The sequence below is a fragment of the Nonomuraea sp. NPDC050022 genome (assembly GCF_044460705.1).
GTDB lineage: Bacteria > Actinomycetota > Actinomycetes > Streptosporangiales > Streptosporangiaceae > Nonomuraea.
In genome coordinates, this window is sequence record NZ_JBITKE010000001.1 from 991,792 (window position 1) to 1,007,880 (window position 16,089).

16 protein-coding genes are annotated in these 16,089 nt (G+C 68.8%); 3 read left to right on the forward strand and 13 right to left on the reverse strand.

Going from position 1 to position 16,089, the window contains the following annotated elements; genetic code table 11:
* Nucleotides 1–2: 2 nt before the first annotated feature.
* The 11 genes from ACIBO2_RS04270 to ACIBO2_RS04320 form a co-directional block, all read right to left on the reverse strand.
* Nucleotides 3–758, reverse strand: coding sequence for a (2Fe-2S)-binding protein (locus ACIBO2_RS04270; RefSeq protein WP_358536778.1), 756 nt, complete (start codon nucleotides 756–758; stop codon nucleotides 3–5).
* 33 nt (nucleotides 759–791) lie between these two features.
* A complete protein-coding gene (locus ACIBO2_RS04275) occupies nucleotides 792–2,519 on the reverse strand; it encodes an ABC transporter ATP-binding protein (protein ID WP_397295305.1) in 1,728 nt (575 codons plus the stop codon).
* A complete protein-coding gene (locus ACIBO2_RS04280) occupies nucleotides 2,516–3,367 on the reverse strand; it encodes an ABC transporter permease (protein ID WP_397295307.1) in 852 nt (283 codons plus the stop codon). Before ACIBO2_RS04280 ends, ACIBO2_RS04275 begins: the two co-directional genes overlap by 4 nt.
* Complete coding sequence (locus ACIBO2_RS04285) at nucleotides 3,364–4,323, reverse strand: ABC transporter permease (RefSeq protein WP_358536786.1); 960 nt, start codon at nucleotides 4,321–4,323, stop codon at nucleotides 3,364–3,366. The genes ACIBO2_RS04280 and ACIBO2_RS04285 overlap by 4 nt, the downstream gene beginning before the upstream one ends.
* Nucleotides 4,320–5,897, reverse strand: coding sequence for an ABC transporter substrate-binding protein (locus tag ACIBO2_RS04290; protein ID WP_397295309.1), 1,578 nt, complete (start codon nucleotides 5,895–5,897; stop codon nucleotides 4,320–4,322). Before ACIBO2_RS04290 ends, ACIBO2_RS04285 begins: the two co-directional genes overlap by 4 nt.
* Nucleotides 5,898–6,217: 320 nt before the next feature.
* On the reverse strand, nucleotides 6,218–7,735 hold the full coding sequence (locus tag ACIBO2_RS04295; protein ID WP_397295311.1) for a multicopper oxidase family protein: 1,518 nt from the start codon (nucleotides 7,733–7,735) through the stop codon (nucleotides 6,218–6,220).
* Nucleotides 7,736–7,795: 60 nt separating this feature from the next.
* Nucleotides 7,796–8,155, reverse strand: a complete 360-nt coding sequence (locus ACIBO2_RS04300; RefSeq protein ID WP_358536793.1) for a hypothetical protein — start codon at nucleotides 8,153–8,155, stop codon at nucleotides 7,796–7,798.
* Between the two features lie 32 nt (nucleotides 8,156–8,187).
* Entirely contained in the window at nucleotides 8,188–9,906 is a 1,719-nt protein-coding gene (locus tag ACIBO2_RS04305) for a VanW family protein (RefSeq protein WP_397295313.1), read from the reverse strand.
* A 147-nt stretch (nucleotides 9,907–10,053) separates the two neighbouring features.
* Entirely contained in the window at nucleotides 10,054–11,427 is a 1,374-nt protein-coding gene (locus ACIBO2_RS04310) for an MFS transporter (RefSeq protein WP_358536798.1), read from the reverse strand.
* A 195-nt stretch (nucleotides 11,428–11,622) separates the two neighbouring features.
* Nucleotides 11,623–12,495: a F510_1955 family glycosylhydrolase gene (locus ACIBO2_RS04315; protein WP_397295315.1), complete on the reverse strand. Its 873-nt coding sequence runs from the start codon at nucleotides 12,493–12,495 to the stop codon at nucleotides 11,623–11,625.
* A gap of 42 nt (nucleotides 12,496–12,537) precedes the next feature.
* Entirely contained in the window at nucleotides 12,538–13,710 is a 1,173-nt protein-coding gene (locus tag ACIBO2_RS04320) for an NAD(P)/FAD-dependent oxidoreductase (protein ID WP_397295318.1), read from the reverse strand.
* A gap of 77 nt (nucleotides 13,711–13,787) precedes the next feature.
* Between ACIBO2_RS04320 and ACIBO2_RS04325 the strand changes: the two genes are divergently transcribed.
* Nucleotides 13,788–13,988 (forward strand): heavy metal-associated domain-containing protein, encoded by a 201-nt coding sequence (locus ACIBO2_RS04325; RefSeq protein ID WP_358536805.1) that lies wholly within the window; start codon nucleotides 13,788–13,790, stop codon nucleotides 13,986–13,988.
* A 76-nt stretch (nucleotides 13,989–14,064) separates the two neighbouring features.
* Here ACIBO2_RS04325 and ACIBO2_RS04330 read toward each other — a convergent pair whose 3' ends face one another.
* Nucleotides 14,065–14,442, reverse strand: a complete 378-nt coding sequence (locus tag ACIBO2_RS04330; RefSeq protein ID WP_358536807.1) for a hypothetical protein — start codon at nucleotides 14,440–14,442, stop codon at nucleotides 14,065–14,067.
* Between the two features lie 254 nt (nucleotides 14,443–14,696).
* On the opposite strand from ACIBO2_RS04330, the gene ACIBO2_RS04335 reads away from it, so the two are divergent.
* The gene (locus tag ACIBO2_RS04335) at nucleotides 14,697–14,837 is read left to right on the forward strand and encodes a hypothetical protein (protein ID WP_358536809.1); all 141 of its coding nucleotides are present in this window, start codon (nucleotides 14,697–14,699) and stop codon (nucleotides 14,835–14,837) included.
* 155 nt (nucleotides 14,838–14,992) lie between these two features.
* On the opposite strand, the gene ACIBO2_RS04340 is transcribed toward ACIBO2_RS04335, so the two are convergent.
* Nucleotides 14,993–15,115, reverse strand: coding sequence for a hypothetical protein (locus ACIBO2_RS04340; RefSeq protein WP_358536811.1), 123 nt, complete (start codon nucleotides 15,113–15,115; stop codon nucleotides 14,993–14,995).
* 254 nt (nucleotides 15,116–15,369) lie between these two features.
* On the opposite strand from ACIBO2_RS04340, the gene ACIBO2_RS04345 reads away from it, so the two are divergent.
* Complete coding sequence (locus ACIBO2_RS04345; RefSeq protein ID WP_358536814.1) at nucleotides 15,370–16,059, forward strand: helix-turn-helix transcriptional regulator; 690 nt, start codon at nucleotides 15,370–15,372, stop codon at nucleotides 16,057–16,059.
* Nucleotides 16,060–16,089 lie beyond the last annotated feature (30 nt).

Sequence of the window (16,089 nt, forward strand, 5' to 3'; positions counted from 1 at the left end):
CCCTAGTGCGGGACGACGCCCTCGACCAGAACCCGCCGATAGTTGGCGATGCGCTGGTCCACGCTGTCCAGGCAGCAACTGGAGCACTTCGTCTCCTCCGCGGAGGTGTAGTACAGGCAGCACGTGTCGCGCAGGTAGAACAGTCCCTTCCGGTCGTCTGCCGTGAGCCGGACGACCTTGCCCAGGCGGTCGAGGTCGATGGTGGACGCGGCCGAGAAGGTCTTGTAGGCGCTCTCCAGCTGATCGACGTCCCCGCCGCGTCTGCTGGCGATGCAGAGGGCCGCCGCGCAGCCGTGCGCCACGCCGCCATGAAGCTGCCGGAGTCCGGCTCGGGTACGAACCCGCATGGCCTGCGCGAGCGGCAGAAGATGGTCGTCCAGGACCCATTCCACCAGGGTGGTCACGGGGGCTTCCGCGACACGGGGCTCGCGCAGCCCGACCGCCTCGAAGCCGTGGTGGGGAGACAGCCGGATGGCGACGTTCCCGGGGCGCATGTCGATCACCACGCCCTCGACGGCCCAGGCCAGCACCGCGGCCGCCGTCACGGTGCCGGCGTACACCGCCATGACCGTGAGCGCGGTCGCGTGATCGGAAATCTGGCCGCTCGCCTGGCGCTCGGCTTCGAGAACCCGGCCCAGCTCCGCCGACCGCGGATCCAGCAGCCGGTCACAGGCGATCCAGTCCTCTCCTGGCGCGAGCCCCTGTTCGAGCCGGAAACGTTCGCCGAAGGACTCCAGTCGCGTGAAGACGTCTGTCACTTGCCGTCCTTGTCTTTCATGTCTGAGCGTCTTTCATGTCTGAGCCGCTTCGAGCAACCGCACGGTGTACGGGTGGGAAGGGGCGCGGGAGACGTCCTCCGAGGCGCCGTCCTCGACGACGATGCCGTTGCGCAGCACGACGATCCGGTCACAGGACTGCACCGCCTCACCGAGGTCATGGGTGACGAACAGGACCGCCAAGCCGCGCTCCGTGGCCAGAGCGCGCAGCGTGGTGGCGATGCCCGCTCGGGTGGAGACGTCCAGCATCGAGGTGGCTTCGTCGGCGATGAGGAGGATGGGGTCGGCGGCGAGCGCTCGCGCGATGGAAACGCGTTGCCGCTGTCCGCCGGACAGCTGACCCGGGAAGCGCTGCAGGAACTCGGCGGTTTCGGGCACTCCGGCAGCGGTGATGGCGTCCCGCACCCTTTGCTCTACTTTCCCGCCTTGCTCCACTTTCACGCCTTGCTCCACTTTCCCGCCGGCCAGCACCAGCGGTTCGGCTACGAGGCTCGCGACCCGCATGCCGGGATGGAGCGCGTCGTATGGGTCCTGGTGCACGAAGCCGATCCGCCGCTGGAGACGGCGCAGCGCCCGGCCGCGTCGTGCGGTCAGGTCTTCGCCGGCGATCTCGACCTGGCCCTCGGAGGGGTGGAGCAGGCCGAGGATGATCCTGGCCAGGGTGCTCTTGCCGGATCCGCTCTCGCCGACCAAGCCGACGATCTCCCCGGCGTGGATGTCGAGGTCCACGCCGCGCAGCGCTTCCACCGTTCTCGAACGGGTCCTGTACGCGTGCCGCACCTGGGTGACGCGCACCACCGGCGGTCCCTGGGCATGCTCGGCCCGCGGCACCACCGGATAGGTCGCTTCGTCCGGGTGATGGCAGGCGACCTGCGCCTCGCCGTACGGACGAAGGCGCGGTTGTTCTGAGGTGCAGCGGTCGGTGGCGAGCGGGCAGCGCGGGGCGAACCCGCAGCCGTCCGGCAGCAGGTCGAGCGCGGGTGCCGAGCCGGGGATGCTGCCCCACGGCACCTGCCGGTCGGCGACCGGTGTGGCGGTGAGCAGGCCGGTGGTGTACGGGTGGGCACGCTCGCGGGACAGTGTGCCGGCGGAGCGGACCTCGGCCAGCCGTCCCGCGTACATCACCGCGGCCCGGTCCGCGTACGGCATGAGCCCGGCCAGGTCGTGCGAGACGATCAGCGTGCTGATGCCGAGCCCGGACAACAGCGCGAGGACCTGCCGCTGGGTGATCGCGTCCAGCCCGGTGGTGGGCTCGTCGGCGATCAGCAGGCGGGGCTCGCCGGCCAGGGCCAGAGCGATCGCGACCCGCTGCCTCTGCCCGCCGGACAGTTCGTGTGGGTAGCGGCGCAGCATGCCGTGCTGGAGGCCGACGCGTTCGAGCAGGTCACCGGGCCGCGCCTGGCCGCCGTGCAAGGTGAGCATCTCGGTCAGCTGTGCTTCGATCCGGTGGACGGGGCTCAGACCGGTCATCGCGCCCTGTGGCACGATCGCCACTTGGCTGCCGCGTATGCCTCGCCAGTCGACGCGGCCGGTCAGCTCGTGCTCGCCGTCGAGCAGGGCGGAGCCGGTCACCGTGGCGGTGCGGGGGAGCAGCCCGAGGAGCGCGCGGACGAGCGAGGTCTTGCCGCAGCCGCTCTCGCCCACCAGCGCCACGATCTCGCTGTCCGCGACGTCGAGGTTGATCCCGTCCACCGCGATCAGGCCGCCGTAGCCGACTGTGAGCTCGTTCAGCGCCAGGGTCATCGGGCGGCCTCTCTCAGCGCGGGGTTGAGACGCTCCTCGACGGCGGTGCCGATGAGGGCGAGGGCGAGAACGGTGAGCGAGATCGCGGCGCCGGGCGGGAGCGCCCACCACAGCCACGCGTCCGACAGGAACACGCCGTTGGTCTGTACCCAGTACAGCGTGGTGCCCCAGCTCGGCGCCGTTGGGTCGCCGAGCCCGAGGAAGGACAGGGTGGCGTCGTAGATGACGGCCCGCATCGCCGTACGCACGAAAACGGGGATGAGCAGCGGGCCGATCAGGTAGGAGCCGTGCCGCAGGAGGAGCCACCAGCGCGGCGCTCCCATGGCGCGGGCCACCTCCAGATGTCCTCGTGACCACGCCGTCAGTACGGCGGCGCGCAGCACCCGGGCGGGGACCGGCCAGAGAATCAGTGCCAAGATCGCCACCCGCATGCCGAACGACTGGCCGAGGAAGGCCGCCGCGAGGATGTAGAGGATCAGCTCGGGCAGCACCAGCATGATGTCGGTGCCGCGCATCAGCGTGGCCGACAGCCAACGTGGCCCGATCCCGGCGGCGCCGCCGACCAGCGCGGCGAGCAGTGTGGTGGCCGCGGCGACGATGAACGCCAGGCTCAACGAGGTGCCCGCGCCCACGATGAGCTGGTCGAGCAGGTTCCTGCCCAGGTCGTCCGTGCCCAGGAGCAGCCCGCCCCCGGGAGGGGCGTACGGCTCCGCGACCCGGGCCCGGCCCGCGTCGTCGGGAAGGGTCATCCCGAACAGGGCGACCCCGAGGACGACCGTGAGGATCCCCGCTCCGATCAGGCCCTGGACTCCGAGTAGCCGGCGGCGTGGTGCGCGTAGGAACATCATCGGCGGGCCCGGGGGTCGAGGAACGGGTACGTGGCGTCGGCCAGCGCGTTCATGAGCACGACCAGCAGCGTCAGTACCAGGAACGCGCCCTGCATCAGCGGGTAGTCACGGGCCGAGATCGCGCCGAACGTCAGCCGCCCGAGCCCGGGATAGGCGAAGACCGTCTCCACCACGATCGAGCCCGCGGCCAGGAAGCCGATCTCCATCATGAGAATCGTGTGCACGGGAAGCAGCGCCGGACGCAGCGCGTGCCGCCGGACGAGCCGCCCGTACGGTACGCCCCGGGCCTGCGCGTGCTGGATGGGTTCGCTGGTCAGCACGGTCAGCAGAGAAGAGCGGGTGTACAGGAACAGGTAACCGAGGCCGGTCAGCGTCAGCGTACTGACCGGCAGGATCAGGTGCAGCAGCACACCCTGGACGGTCACACCCTCGATTCCCGACACGCCGAAGGTCGGCAGCCACTGGAGCTGAACCCCGAACAGGACGATGAGCAACATGCCCAGCCAGAACTGGGGGAGCGAATCCAGCACGATCGCGGTGCTCAGCAGGCCGGAGCCCTTGCCTTCGCGCCTGCGCAGCGCGCCCACCACACCGAGGGTGACCCCGAGCAGCGCGGTCACCACGGTGCTGGTGCCGACCAGCAGCAGCGTCCAGGGGAGCGCCTCACCGAGCGCTTCGGTGACCGGGCGGCCGTCGGACAGCGAGGTGCCCAGGTCGAGGGTGAAGACGCCGGTGAGGTAGTCGAGGAACTGTTCGGGCAGGGGCTTGCCGAAGCCGTACTGGGTGGCGAGCTGAGCGCGTTCGTCGGCGGTGAGCCGGGCCAGCGCCTCAGGGCTGCCGAACAGCTTCAGCGGCCCGCCGGGCAGGGCCCGAGGCAGCGCGAAGTTGAGCGTGAGCGCCACCCCGAGCACCGCCGCGTACTCGCCGAACCGGCCTGCGGTGTATCTCCAGCTCATGAGAGCTGGAAATCGACGAGCGAGAACTTGTTGAGCGCCGCGGAGCCGTTCTGCCACGTCCAGCCGCTGTAGACGTCCTTGCGGAAGGCGTAGGCGCCATTGCGGTAGTACAGGGTGAGGAACGGCAGCTGCTCAGCGATCTGGGCCTGAAGCTGCTTGGCCGCCGCCGTTCTGCCTTCCATGGTGGGGGCCGAGGTCAGCGTCCGGATGACCTCGTCCACCTTGTCGTTCTTGAACCCGACCACGTTGAGCGAGCCGTCCTCCGGATCGGAGGCGAGAAGCTGGGCGATCGATCCGCTGCTCAGCATGACCGGCGCGGACCAGCCCCACATCGACATGTCATAGTTGCGGCCCTTGCTCACGTCGTAGTCGGGCCACACCTTGGCGTCCAGCGAGTCGGGGTCGAGCGCGGTCACCTTCACCGCGACGCCCACCGCCTTGAGCATGTCCCGGATCAGCTCCGCGCTGCGCAGCCGGTCGGTGGAGGTGCTCTGGACCAGCAGCTCGTACGACATCGGCTTGCCGCCGAGCACCCGGATCCCGTCGGCGCCCGGCTTGGCGCCCAGGGCGTCGAGCTCCCGTTCGGCCGCCTCGACGTCGTAGAGGGGAGCGAGCTGATCGGGCTTGACGGGCGAATCCGCGTGAATGAAGCCGGGGTTGCCGGGCGTGCCCTGACCCAGCAGCGCGGTTTTGACCAGGTCGGTCACGTCGATCGCCTTGGCCAGCGCGCGGCGTACCTCGGGCTTGTCGAACGGAGCCCGGCCGGTGTTGAAGGCCAGCAGCGTAGAGGCGAACTCGGTGCCCTTCACCACGCCGATGTTCGGCTGCTTCTCCAGCGCGGAGAGCTGTTGCGGCGGGACGATCTTGGTGGACATGTGCACTTCACCGGTCCGCAGGGCCGCGAACTGCGTTGACTCCTCCGGAATGACCACGATCTTCACGGTGTCGGCCTTCGCCTTGCCCATGGGGTAGGAGGCGTTGGCCGTCAGGGTGTAGCCGCGGGCGTTGTCATACTTGGTCAGCTTGTACGGACCCGTGCCGATCGCCTTGTCAGTCCCGGCCTCGCTGACCTTCGCCACCGATGACCACACGTGTTCGGGCAGGATCGCCATATCGGCCAAGATCCGCCGCGGGAACTCCGGGTCGGGCGCCTTGAGCGTCATCGTCACCGTGTCGCCGGACACGGTTACCTTCTCGATCGGGCGTAGGTCGATCGACGAGTCGCCCTCCATGTGCTTCTTGTAGAAGTCGACGCTGAACGCGACGTCTTCGGCGGTCAGCGGTTTGCCGTCGTGCCAGGTGACGCCCTGGCGGAGCGGCATCGTGAACACCTTGTTGTCGGTGGTCCGCAGCTCCCTGGCCAGCAGCGGCGTCACCCCGTCACCTTGGACGACGACCAGCGTGTCGAAGATCAGCTTCACCAGGTTGTTGCCCGGGTAGCCGGTCTGGTTGGTGAACGGGGTCAAGGTGCCTTCGTCGGACGAGATGGCGATGGTGAGGCTCTTCGCCGCTGCCGGGGCCTTTGCGCCGGGGGGCGGCTGGCTGCCGGTGCCGCAGCCGGCCAGCGCCGTCAAGGCTGCCGCTGTAACGATCAAACTCAGAAAGCGGCGATGCACAGAAACCTCCGGGGGGTATGAGAGGTCGAGACGTCCTCGGTGTCAGGGGCGGCGTTTCAAGCGACTCTATAGGCATTTTCCGTAGATACAAGTGCCAGTTATGTAAACACCGTAATTCGCCGCAGGGGACACCCTTAGTCAGCTGACCTGCGAATATCGAGGGCCGGATGCCGATGCGGCCGCCTGCCAGGCGGCCGCATCGATGTCCACCGTCGCGCAGCGGCTCGCTGACTACGAAGGTTCGTCGTAAGTTGCCCGGAGTCCGATCAGCGGCTCGGTCAGGTCTGCTGGTAGCCGAGCAGCGTCATCATGCCGGACTCGGCGTGATAGACGTTATGGCAATGGATCATCCAGATGCCCGGGTTGCCGGCCTGGAAGTCGACGTCGAGGGTGCTGTTCGGCAGGACGATCGCCGTGTCCTTGCGGGCGCCGCTCGGCAGGGCGAAGGTGTGGCCGTGCAGGTGCATGGGGTGCCACATCATGGTGCGATTGACGAACGACAGGCGAACCCGTTCCCCGGACCGAATCGGCATGATGGTCTTGGGGTCGTACTTGCGGCCGTTGATCGCCCAGTCGTAGGCCATCATGCTGCCGGTGAGCTCCAGCTTGACGGTGCGGTCCGGCTGCTTGGCCGGCAGCCGCGCGGAATCGTCCGCCTGGAGGCCGTCATAGCGGATCACCGTGCCGTCGAGCTCGCGAGGGCGCTGGTCCGCGCGTGGAGTCGAGGACTGCTTGCTGGTACGGATCAGGGCGCGAGCGATGGCGTTCTTGCCTTCGGCCAGCGCGACAAGGGGGAAGACGCCGTCCTTGAGGGTGACGAGCACGTCGTAGCGCTCTCCCATGCCGATGAGCAGCGCATCCGTGTCGGTGTGCCGTACGGGGAAGCCGTCGGTGTGGGTGACGGTCAGGCGGTGTTCGGCCAGGGCGACGCGGAAGGCGGTGTCGCCGCCGGCGTTGATCAGGCGGATACGCAGCCGGGTGCCGGGCTTGGTGGAGAAGGTCGCCGGTTGGGTGGGGACGCGGCCGTTGAGCAGGAAGTGCGGGTAGCGGACGTCGCCCGCGTCGCCGCCGAGCAGCGGGCTCGTCGCGCCCATCAGCATGTGGCCGCCCTTGCCCGGCGAAGGGCTGGACGAGGGATCGCCGCCCATGCCGCCGTGGTTCATACCGCCCATGCCTCGGGAGAGCTCGGCCAGGACGTCCTCCGGGGTTCCGGTGACGCCGTCGAGCCAGTCGTCGAGGACGACGACCCACTCCTCGTCGTAGGCGAGCGGCTCGCGCGGGTCCTCGACGATCATCGGTGCGTACAGGCCGCGGTCGAGCTGGGTGCCGGAGTGCGGGTGGAACCAGTACGTGCCCGGGTCGGGCGCGGTGAACTCATAGACGTACTCCGTGCCCGTTTTGACCGGCTGCTGCGTGACACCCGGAACTCCGTCGGCGTCGTTGCGCAGCGCCAGGCCGTGCCAGTGGATGCTGGTGTCGGCGGGAAGCTGGTTGACCAGGCGGGCGCGTACCGTCTCGCCCGCGTTCACCCGGATCGGGGTGGCGGGGATGCGGCCGTCGTACGCCCAGGTCTGTACGGTCAGGCCGCCGAGGTCGGCCTGGGTTTCGGCGGCGACCAGGCGGAAATCCCTGACAGCGCCCGGGCGGCGGGCCTGCTCGGCGGCGCGCACCTGCGGCCCGGCCGGGGTGACGAAGGAGGTGGAGGGGGCACGGCTCGTGCCGCTACAGGCTGTGAGGACGGCCCCGCCGAGCAGGCCGAGGCCGGTTTTGAGCATGGTGCGTCGATCGATGGTCATGGTGATGCCTCGCTTGGAAGGTCGTACAGGGAAGGGATCGAGAGCTGGTCCGGGGACGCTCTAGATCCGCAACACGACCGTGCGAGTCGGCGGCGGGCCGCGCGGAACCTGTGACCAGAGCCGCAACCAGCGGCCGGTACGAGAGGGCGCGCCGGAGATGCGGCGACGGCTCGACTCCAGCCAGAGCAGGAGCACACCCATGCCGATGATCGCCAAGCACACCCAGCCCGCCATGGTGGGGTGATGGTCGGCGGGAGGCTGCCCGGTGTGGGAGAGGCCGGTGGCCTGCATGGCGGAATGGTGGGTGCTGAGAGACATGCCGGGTTCGCTGAGATGGCCCAGGGAGTGCATCGCCACGACGCCGAGCGCCAAAGCCACGAGCAACATCAGGCGCAAGACCATGCGATGTGCTCGCCTCATGCCTCCAGAATGAGCACCGTCGGAGAGCTTCCTCACTTGCATGTCAGGCGTGGCTCGGCGGCGTAGACGGTGTGGAACTTCTGCCTGCGCACTTCCTTGCCGTCCTTCTTGAAGATGCGCCAGACATCGATCGCGAAGCCCTCCGCGCCGCCCATGGGAATGCAGTCCTTGCCGGAGTCGGTGAGGGAGGGGGCGGTCTTGACGTCGTAGCGGGCCGAACTCTGGGCGGTGACGTCGTAGCGTTTGGTGCTCCAGAAGTCCACGGTGATCGACGTGCTCGTGTAGGAGGTCTTGATCAGCACGCCGTACGGGGAGTCGTTGCGCCAGCGGAAGTCCGGCTGCGGATAGGAGACGGTGGACTCGCGGCCGGCTGGATAGCGGGTGATGTAGTACTGGTGCGCCATGTGCTGCACGTCCTGGAATCCGCCGAAGAACACGGCGTTGAACATCGTGGTGGCGAACTGCGACACCCCGCCGCCGACGTCGTTGACGAACCGGTTGTTCAGGATCATCGGCGCCTCGACGAAGCCGCGCGCCTTGTCGCGCTTGCCGACCAGGCCGTTGAGCGAGAACGTCTCGCCGGGCATGACGACATGGCCGTCCACAATGTCGGCGATGCGGTGGATATTGGTCACTCGTGGCGCGCAACACGGGTAGCGGGTGGTGAAGGTGCTGACCTTCTTCTTGACCTCCAGCTTCCTGGCCTGCTCGGTGGTCAGCCGGGGCTGCGCCTCGGCCACCGGCACCTTCACCTCGCGCTGGCCGGCCGCCAGGGCAGCGGAGACGGCCCCGCCGAAAGCCTTCGCGTCGATGCCCCGGCCGGGACGGGCGGGGAGGACGCGCGGCTTGCCCTTCACGATCTCGAAGGAGGCGTCTTGGGGCTGATGGCTTGCCGGGACGAGTTGTTTCTGCAGGTCAGGCAGGAGTTCTCCGCTGCGGAATGAGGGGCGCAAGCTGCCTTGGCCGTCGGAGACGAAGCGAAGCCCGGCGGCCAACTGGGCGCGGGTCAGGCCGGCTTTCCTGTCGCCGTTGACCAAGGTCAGCGGACTGGCGACCGCCGCGGTGGCCAGGGAGCCCGCGACGCGACGCACCTCGGCCGACGAGATCCTGGGCGGTAGCGTGCGGAGGGGCAGCGCGACCGTAGCGCGGTTTCCCAGGAAGGCCTCGCGGACCAGCCGTGCGCCGGCGTCGCGGTCGAGGGCGCGGCCCGACTTGGCGGGGATCACCTGCGGTTCGAGGCCCTGGTAGCGCACGCCGCCCTCGCGAGGCTTGCGGTCGATTGTCTTGGCCAGAGCGGCGAGTCGGGCGGTGAGGCGGGATTCGTCGGCCGTGATCCGTGGCTGGAGCTCTCTGTCTTCGCCGAACAACGACCGGACGACTCCGGCCGGGCTGCCCGCGCCGTCGAGCGCCGCCTCGAGTGTCGCCGGGATGTCGAACCCCAGCCCGAGCTCGGCGGGGGTCAGCCGAGTCGTCTTGCCTGCCACGGACAGCGCCATCGGTCGGGTGGCCCGCTCGCCGAGCTCACGCTCCAGCCGGGCGCGAGCGTCCGCCTCCGGCAGGCCGCCGACGTCCACGCCGCCGATGCTGGTGCCGGACGGCACCTGACCCCCCAAGGCGATCGCGGGAACGGCATAAGCCGCAGCCATGACGGCGACCGCCGCGACCGCGACGAGTATCCAGCGACGTCGGCGCTTTTCCGCGCGGCCGCTCTTGGGCGCCGCCTGCTGCGCCAGAGCGGCACGCGGGCTCATCGCAAGGCCCTGCGAGATCGTGCATCGACATGGCACATGGCGAGAAGTCTAACTGCCCTACTAGCGCAAGTCGTAGATAGTTAGGAAGTCGGCCACTCGACGACCCGTTCGTTTCGTCGTGCTCTGGAGACGCCTGTCTCGGCGAACTCAGACGGTGCGAACGCAGGCGCACTGGCATGCCGCGAGAGTGCCCTCCGCAGCCTCCGCGACTTCCCGCGTGGCGACTTCGGTCCTGGCGGAAGCAGCCACCGCCGCGGCGCGGCCTCCGGCCTCGGCCTTCCTGATGCGCGGCTGGACCGCCGCTGTCGTACGCTCTCCGACCTGGACCTTCTCGTCGCGCGGCCAGACCGCCAGGGCCGTGACAGCTCCGACTGCCGCCAGGCCCGCCAGCACGGTCCAGGTGATCGTGAAGCCCGCTTGCGTGGCGACCCATCCGGCGATGGGGTAGGTGACCAGCCAGGCCAGGTGGGACAGCGAGAACTGGGCGGCGAAGACCTCGGGAATTCCGGTGGGATCGACCGCCCGGCGAAGCACCCGCCCGGTCGGCGTGACGATCAGCGCCATCCCGCCGCCGATCGCTGCCCAGGTCACCCCGGTCGGCAGTGCTGCGGCTACGCTCGCCGCGGACATCGTGACCGCCGCGCCGACCGCGATTATCAGTACGGCGGCACCGATCAGCATCACGAACCGGTCCGCCACCCGGTCCAGGACGCGCGGGAGGACGAGGGCCACCAGCAGCGTCCCCGTTCCGGACGCGGCGAGCACCCAGGCCACATCGGATTGGGCTCCGCCGAGAACGTCGCGGACGTAGTTCACGGTGTTGACGACCACGATGGAGCCGACGGCGGCGACTACGAGGTTCAGTGCCATGACGCCGCGCAGGCTCGGGGTGGCCGCGAAGGTGCGGATCCCCGCCACGGCCCGGTCCCAGGCGTTCGTGTGTGAACTGGGTCGCGCGTTGGGGATGCGCGTGGACAGGACCAGCAGCGCGGACACGGCGAACCCGACGGAGGTGCCGATGAACAGCAGGTTGAACGACATGAAGGTGAGTGCCACAGCCGCGAGCACGGGGCTCAACAGGCTCTCCATGGTGTAGGCCACCTGCGATGCCGACAGGGCACGGGTGTAGTCGGCCTCCTTGGTCACGATGTCGGGGATGACCGCCTGAAACGTCGGGGTGAACGCCGCTGACGCGGTCTGGAGAACCCCGATCAGGACGTAGATGTGCCACACCTCGGTGACGAACGGCAGCGCGATCACCACCAGAGCGCGCACCGCGTCGAGGATCGTCAGAAACCGACGTCTGGGCAGCCGATCGACGTACGCGGCCGCGAGCGGTGCGACGACCACGTACGCGACCATCTTGATCGTCAGTGCGGTGGCGAGAACCGCACCGGCACGCGGACCTGCGAGCTCGTACGCGAGCAGCCCCAGCGCGACGGTGGCCAAACCGGTACCGAACAGCGCGATGACTTGAGCGCTGAACAGCCGCCGGTAGTCGCGAATCGCGAACAATCCCATGTCCGTCTCCTCCCGGGCAACCGCGGTCACCATCAAGCTATATACCCCTCGGGGGTATCAACATTGAGAGTGTTCTATACAAGGCGGGGGTATATGTCAACCTACGAATTCGAGCTCGGCAACCTCTTCTCCGACACCGACGGCGGGAAGGAGGAAGGGGCGTGAGACCGCTCCGGTCAAACAGCCGGCGATGGGTCAGTTCGCCGGGGCGAAGGCCGTGGTGAAGGTTTTGCCGCCGTCCTTGGACTCCAGGACGGTGCCGTCTTCAAGGGCGGCCAGCAGGCGTTGACGGTCCACGGCCGTGAACGCGGTGGCCTGGCCGGGTAGCTTGCCGACGGCGGTCCAGGTCTTGCCGGCGTCCTGGCTGGTGTGGATGCGGCCGTCGGCCCCCGCGCCCACGATCAGGCCGGTGGCCAGGACGTCCACATGGCTGAGCAGCGGAGCCGTCGTCACCTCGACGAAGTTCACGCCGCCGTCCTCGCTCACCTTCAGGCCTTCCGGGGTGGTCGCGTACAGGCGGGTGGGCTCGTTGGCGCTCATGCCCAGGTCGAGGATCTTGTCTTCGGCGCCTTGCGTCCAGGTGGCGCCGCCGTCTCCGCTGCGCCAGACCTTCGAGGTCTGGCTGTCGAAGGCGTACAGGTTCTCGCCGGCGAGTTGGAGGGAGTGGAAGTCGGCGGAGCCGTCCTGCGAGATCGTCTTCCAGGTGAGCCCCGCGTCGGTGGAGCGGACCAGTCCGAGGTGCGGCGGACGATCCGAGGAGACGTCCTCGGCGGCGGGATGGCCGCTGGCCAGGAAGGTCTTGGGGCCGGTGATCGTGAAGCCCATGTGGTCCTGGTCCCGGTCGGCGACGCGGGCGACGGTGGTCGAGGAGGTGACCGTGAACAGCCCGTAATGCCCGGCGACGTAGAGGACGCCATCGGCCGGATCGACGCCGACGCCGTGGACGTGGCCGACCCCGAGGTCCGGCGACCCGCTCGTTCCGCCGTGCTCCGGAGCCGCCTGTCCGCACGCGACCAAGGCGAAGCTCAGTGCGGCTGCCGAAAGCAGCCGCCGACCCACATGTTGCATGGCCGAATACTACTATCGGCTATCGTAGATAGCGTCCTTGGGTCACCCGACAGTGTTCAGGTGGTCACCCGCGGCGGTGGCGCGCTTGAGGCGGATCAGGTCCTTGGGGGCATTGACGGCGACGGCGCCGACGAGCACGCCGCTCCTGGCGAAGGCGATCGCGAATCGGTTCTCGTCCGGCTCCCCGGTTACCAGGCGGCTCTCGTCGGCCAGGTGCGGCAGTCCGGCGGTCTGGATGCGGGCGCCGTGCATGTGGGTGGCGAAGGAGGGGAGGTCGGCGTACGGCTTGGCGTTCTCCGGGCCGGCAAGGAGGTTGAGGGCGGCGAGGGCGCCCTGGTCGTTGGCGTTCGCCCAGTGCTCGACGCGTACGAGTTCGCCGCCGAACAGGCCGTGCGGCCAGCGCGCGACGTCGCCCGCCGCCACCACGTTGTCGGCGGCGTACAGGGTCTCGTCGCACACCACGCCGTCACTCAGCGTCAGGCCGCTGCCCTCCAGCCAGGTGGTGTTCGGAGTGACGCCCATGCCCGCGATGACCAGGTCGGCGGGCAGCGTCCGGCCGTCGCCCAACCGCACGCTCGTCACCCGGCCGTCGCCCTCGAAACCGGTCACGCGCGTGTCGCCGACCAGCTCGACGCCGTTGTCGCGGTGGTGGCGTGCGAGCCAGCGCGCCGTTTCGGCGCCCAGGACATTCGTCATGGGGTACGGGGAGGCGTCGACGAGGGTGACGCTCAGACCAAGGGCGCGGACGGTCGAGGCCACCTCGCCGCCGATGAAACCGCCGCCGATGACCACGACGCGCTCGTGCCCGGCCTGTAGCTCGGCGCGCAGGGCCAGGGCGTCTTCGATGGTGCGAAGGGTGCGGACGCCGTCGGGGTGGTCGGGCAGGCGGCGCGGGCGGGCGCCGGTGGCGATGACAAGCCCGTCGTAACCGAGCTCGGTGTCGTCGTCCAAGGTGAGGCGCCGGGCGGAGGTGTCCAGACGCACCGCTTGGCGGCCCTTCAGCCACTGGTCGCCGAGCTCATCGGCGCCGGGCAGGGTGATCTCTTCGTCGCCCCTCAGCATGCTCTTGGACAGGGGCGGGCGGTTGTAGGGCAGGTGGCGCTCGGCACCGATCAGGGTGATGTCGCCCGCGAAGCCCTCCCGCCTGAGCGTCTGCACGGCACGCAGGCCGGCCAGGGAGGCACCGACGACGGCAACGGTGTTCAGCGTTCTCATGGTCGCGGACTATACCTATAGGGGGTATATGATGCAAAATACCCCCAGGGGGCTTAACCGAACCACGAGGAGATGTCATGAGCAGCACGTACAAGGTGAGCGGAATGACCTGCGGCGGATGCGCGGGCAAGGTGAAGTCGGAGATCTCCAAGGTGGACGGGGTCACCGACGTTGAGGTGGACCTGACCAGCGGCACGGTCACCGTGGCCGGAACCGCCGAAGAAGCCCTGCTTCGCGATGCCGTCGAAGAGGCGGGCTACGAACTGACCGCCGTTTGATCGGACCGTCCTCGGCTCGTTGGTGAACGGCAGACCGGCCCGGGCGCGCCAAAGCGCCAGGGCCGGTCTCAACTGGTCACCGCCAGCGGACGAACGCCACCATGATGCCCATCGCGCTGTCATAGGCGGCCGGCTCGTTGTACTGGGTGTGCACCCGGATCCGGTCGCCGAGAGAGAAGGACAGGTTCGGTTCACAGGGGCTGAAGTCCGATACCGATCCCATGTACGCCATCAGCGGTGCGTTGGGATGCCCATCCGTGGTCACGGTGTTCGCGCTCGCCGGATGCTCGTCCGTACCGGCTCCCGGTCCCGCCGGCACGTCCATGGATTCCGGCGCGTACCCCGCGACTGACGTGCAGAAGTAGCGGTTCTTGGTCGCGTTCTCCAGGGACACGCTGATGCTGTGGTCGTGGGCGTGGCCGCCGACCGCCACCAGGGTCCCGGCGCGCGCCACGATCGTGGTCCAGTGGGAGTCGGAGTAGCCGGCCGCGAAGAAGTGTTCGTTGCCGCCTTGGAGCAGGCCGAGCCGGTTGATCGAGTCTCCCAGGCCGGGTGGGCAGGTGGCGTCCCAGCGGCTGAAGTTGACGGTTGACGGCGTGGTGGAGCATGCCGCCGGTGTCCATGTTGACGCCGGTGTTCGTCCCGGCGAAGACGAGGTCGGGCATGATGCCGGTGATGTAGCAGTTCTCGCACGGCTTGGCGATCTTCATGCTGCGGCAGCTGGTGATGATGTCGATGAGCGGGTTGCAGTTGCCGTCGAGCGCGATCTCGTTCTTGATCTCGCCCACCTTGCCGCCGGACATGGCGGGAATGGTGATGGGGCCCCAGCGGACGGTCGTGACGTTCTGACCGGCGGGCGGATTCCAGGCGGGGGGCTCGTACGACGCCGCGCCGGCCCTGACAGGCGCGGACATCACCACCAGGAGGAGCACGCTAACCAGCACGACGAGGGTGCGATTTCGCATGTGCGTCTCCCTTGTTTCAGCCAGGAAGTATGAGCCTGCTCAGCGGTTGCCGTTCAGGCCGAAGGCGACGAAATCGGAGAGGAACTGCTTGATCTGCCGGCGGGAGTACCAGTCGGGGTGCTCCAGCCAGAGGGCGGCGATGTGCTGGTTCAGGGCGAGCATGGCCTGCGGGAGAAGGTCCGGGTCGTCGCGGCGGATCGCCCCAGATCTCCCCCGCGGCAGCGAGCAACCGCCGCTGGACCTCGGGGTTCTCAGTGGCCAGCCGCCGTCGTCCGCGCCGCTCGCGGCGCACAGGTTTGACGTCCATAGCGTGAGAATGGGGTCGGTGAATTGGTGTTAATTCACCGACTCATGGTCGTCAATCCCCTTTGATGGGATTGCTGCGCTGGCCATTCCTACTATCTATCATCGTAGTTATGGCTGATACGGCGTCGTGGACGGGAGCGGTGTGGCTGCGGCCGGGCGCTTTGGTGTACATCGGCAGGCTCGGCGACGCGCGCGCTCACGCGCATGCCGCCGTGCAACTGCTTGTCGTCAGCTCCGGCCGCGTCATCCTCACCGACGAGCGGGCAGCCGAGAGGAGCGTGTCGGCAGTGGCGATACCCGCCGGTGTCCCGCACGCCATGCGCGCCGAGGACGCGTTCGGAGCGTCCGTCTATCTCGATCCGGCTCTTCTGGAGAACGAAGGGGAGAGCCTGGTGGCCGGCCTGCTGGCGCTTCCGGTTGATGAGAAGTTCGCCGATGCGGCGCTGGCGTTGCTGAGCGAGGTGCGCGCCGCCTGTCCGGATCGGGTGGTCCGGCAGGTGATGGAGCTGGTCGGGCGGGGCATCGCCGGTCCTTTGCGGCTGCGCGACCTGGCGGCGCGGGTGGCCCTGTCGCCGAGCAGGCTGGGGCATCTGTTCAGTGAGCAATGGGGGTTGCCGTTCACGGCGTACGTACGGTGGGCGCGGCTGCGCGCGGCGATGGACACCGTACGCGCGGGTGGCTCGCTGACAGATGCCGCGCACGCCGCCGGGTTCACCGACGGCGCCCATCTGACCCGGGTGACGCATGCCATGTTCGGACTGGCACCCTCGGTGCTGGCTCGCGGGATGAGCTGGGAGTGAAGGTCAGCCGCTCCGTACAAGCAATCGAGG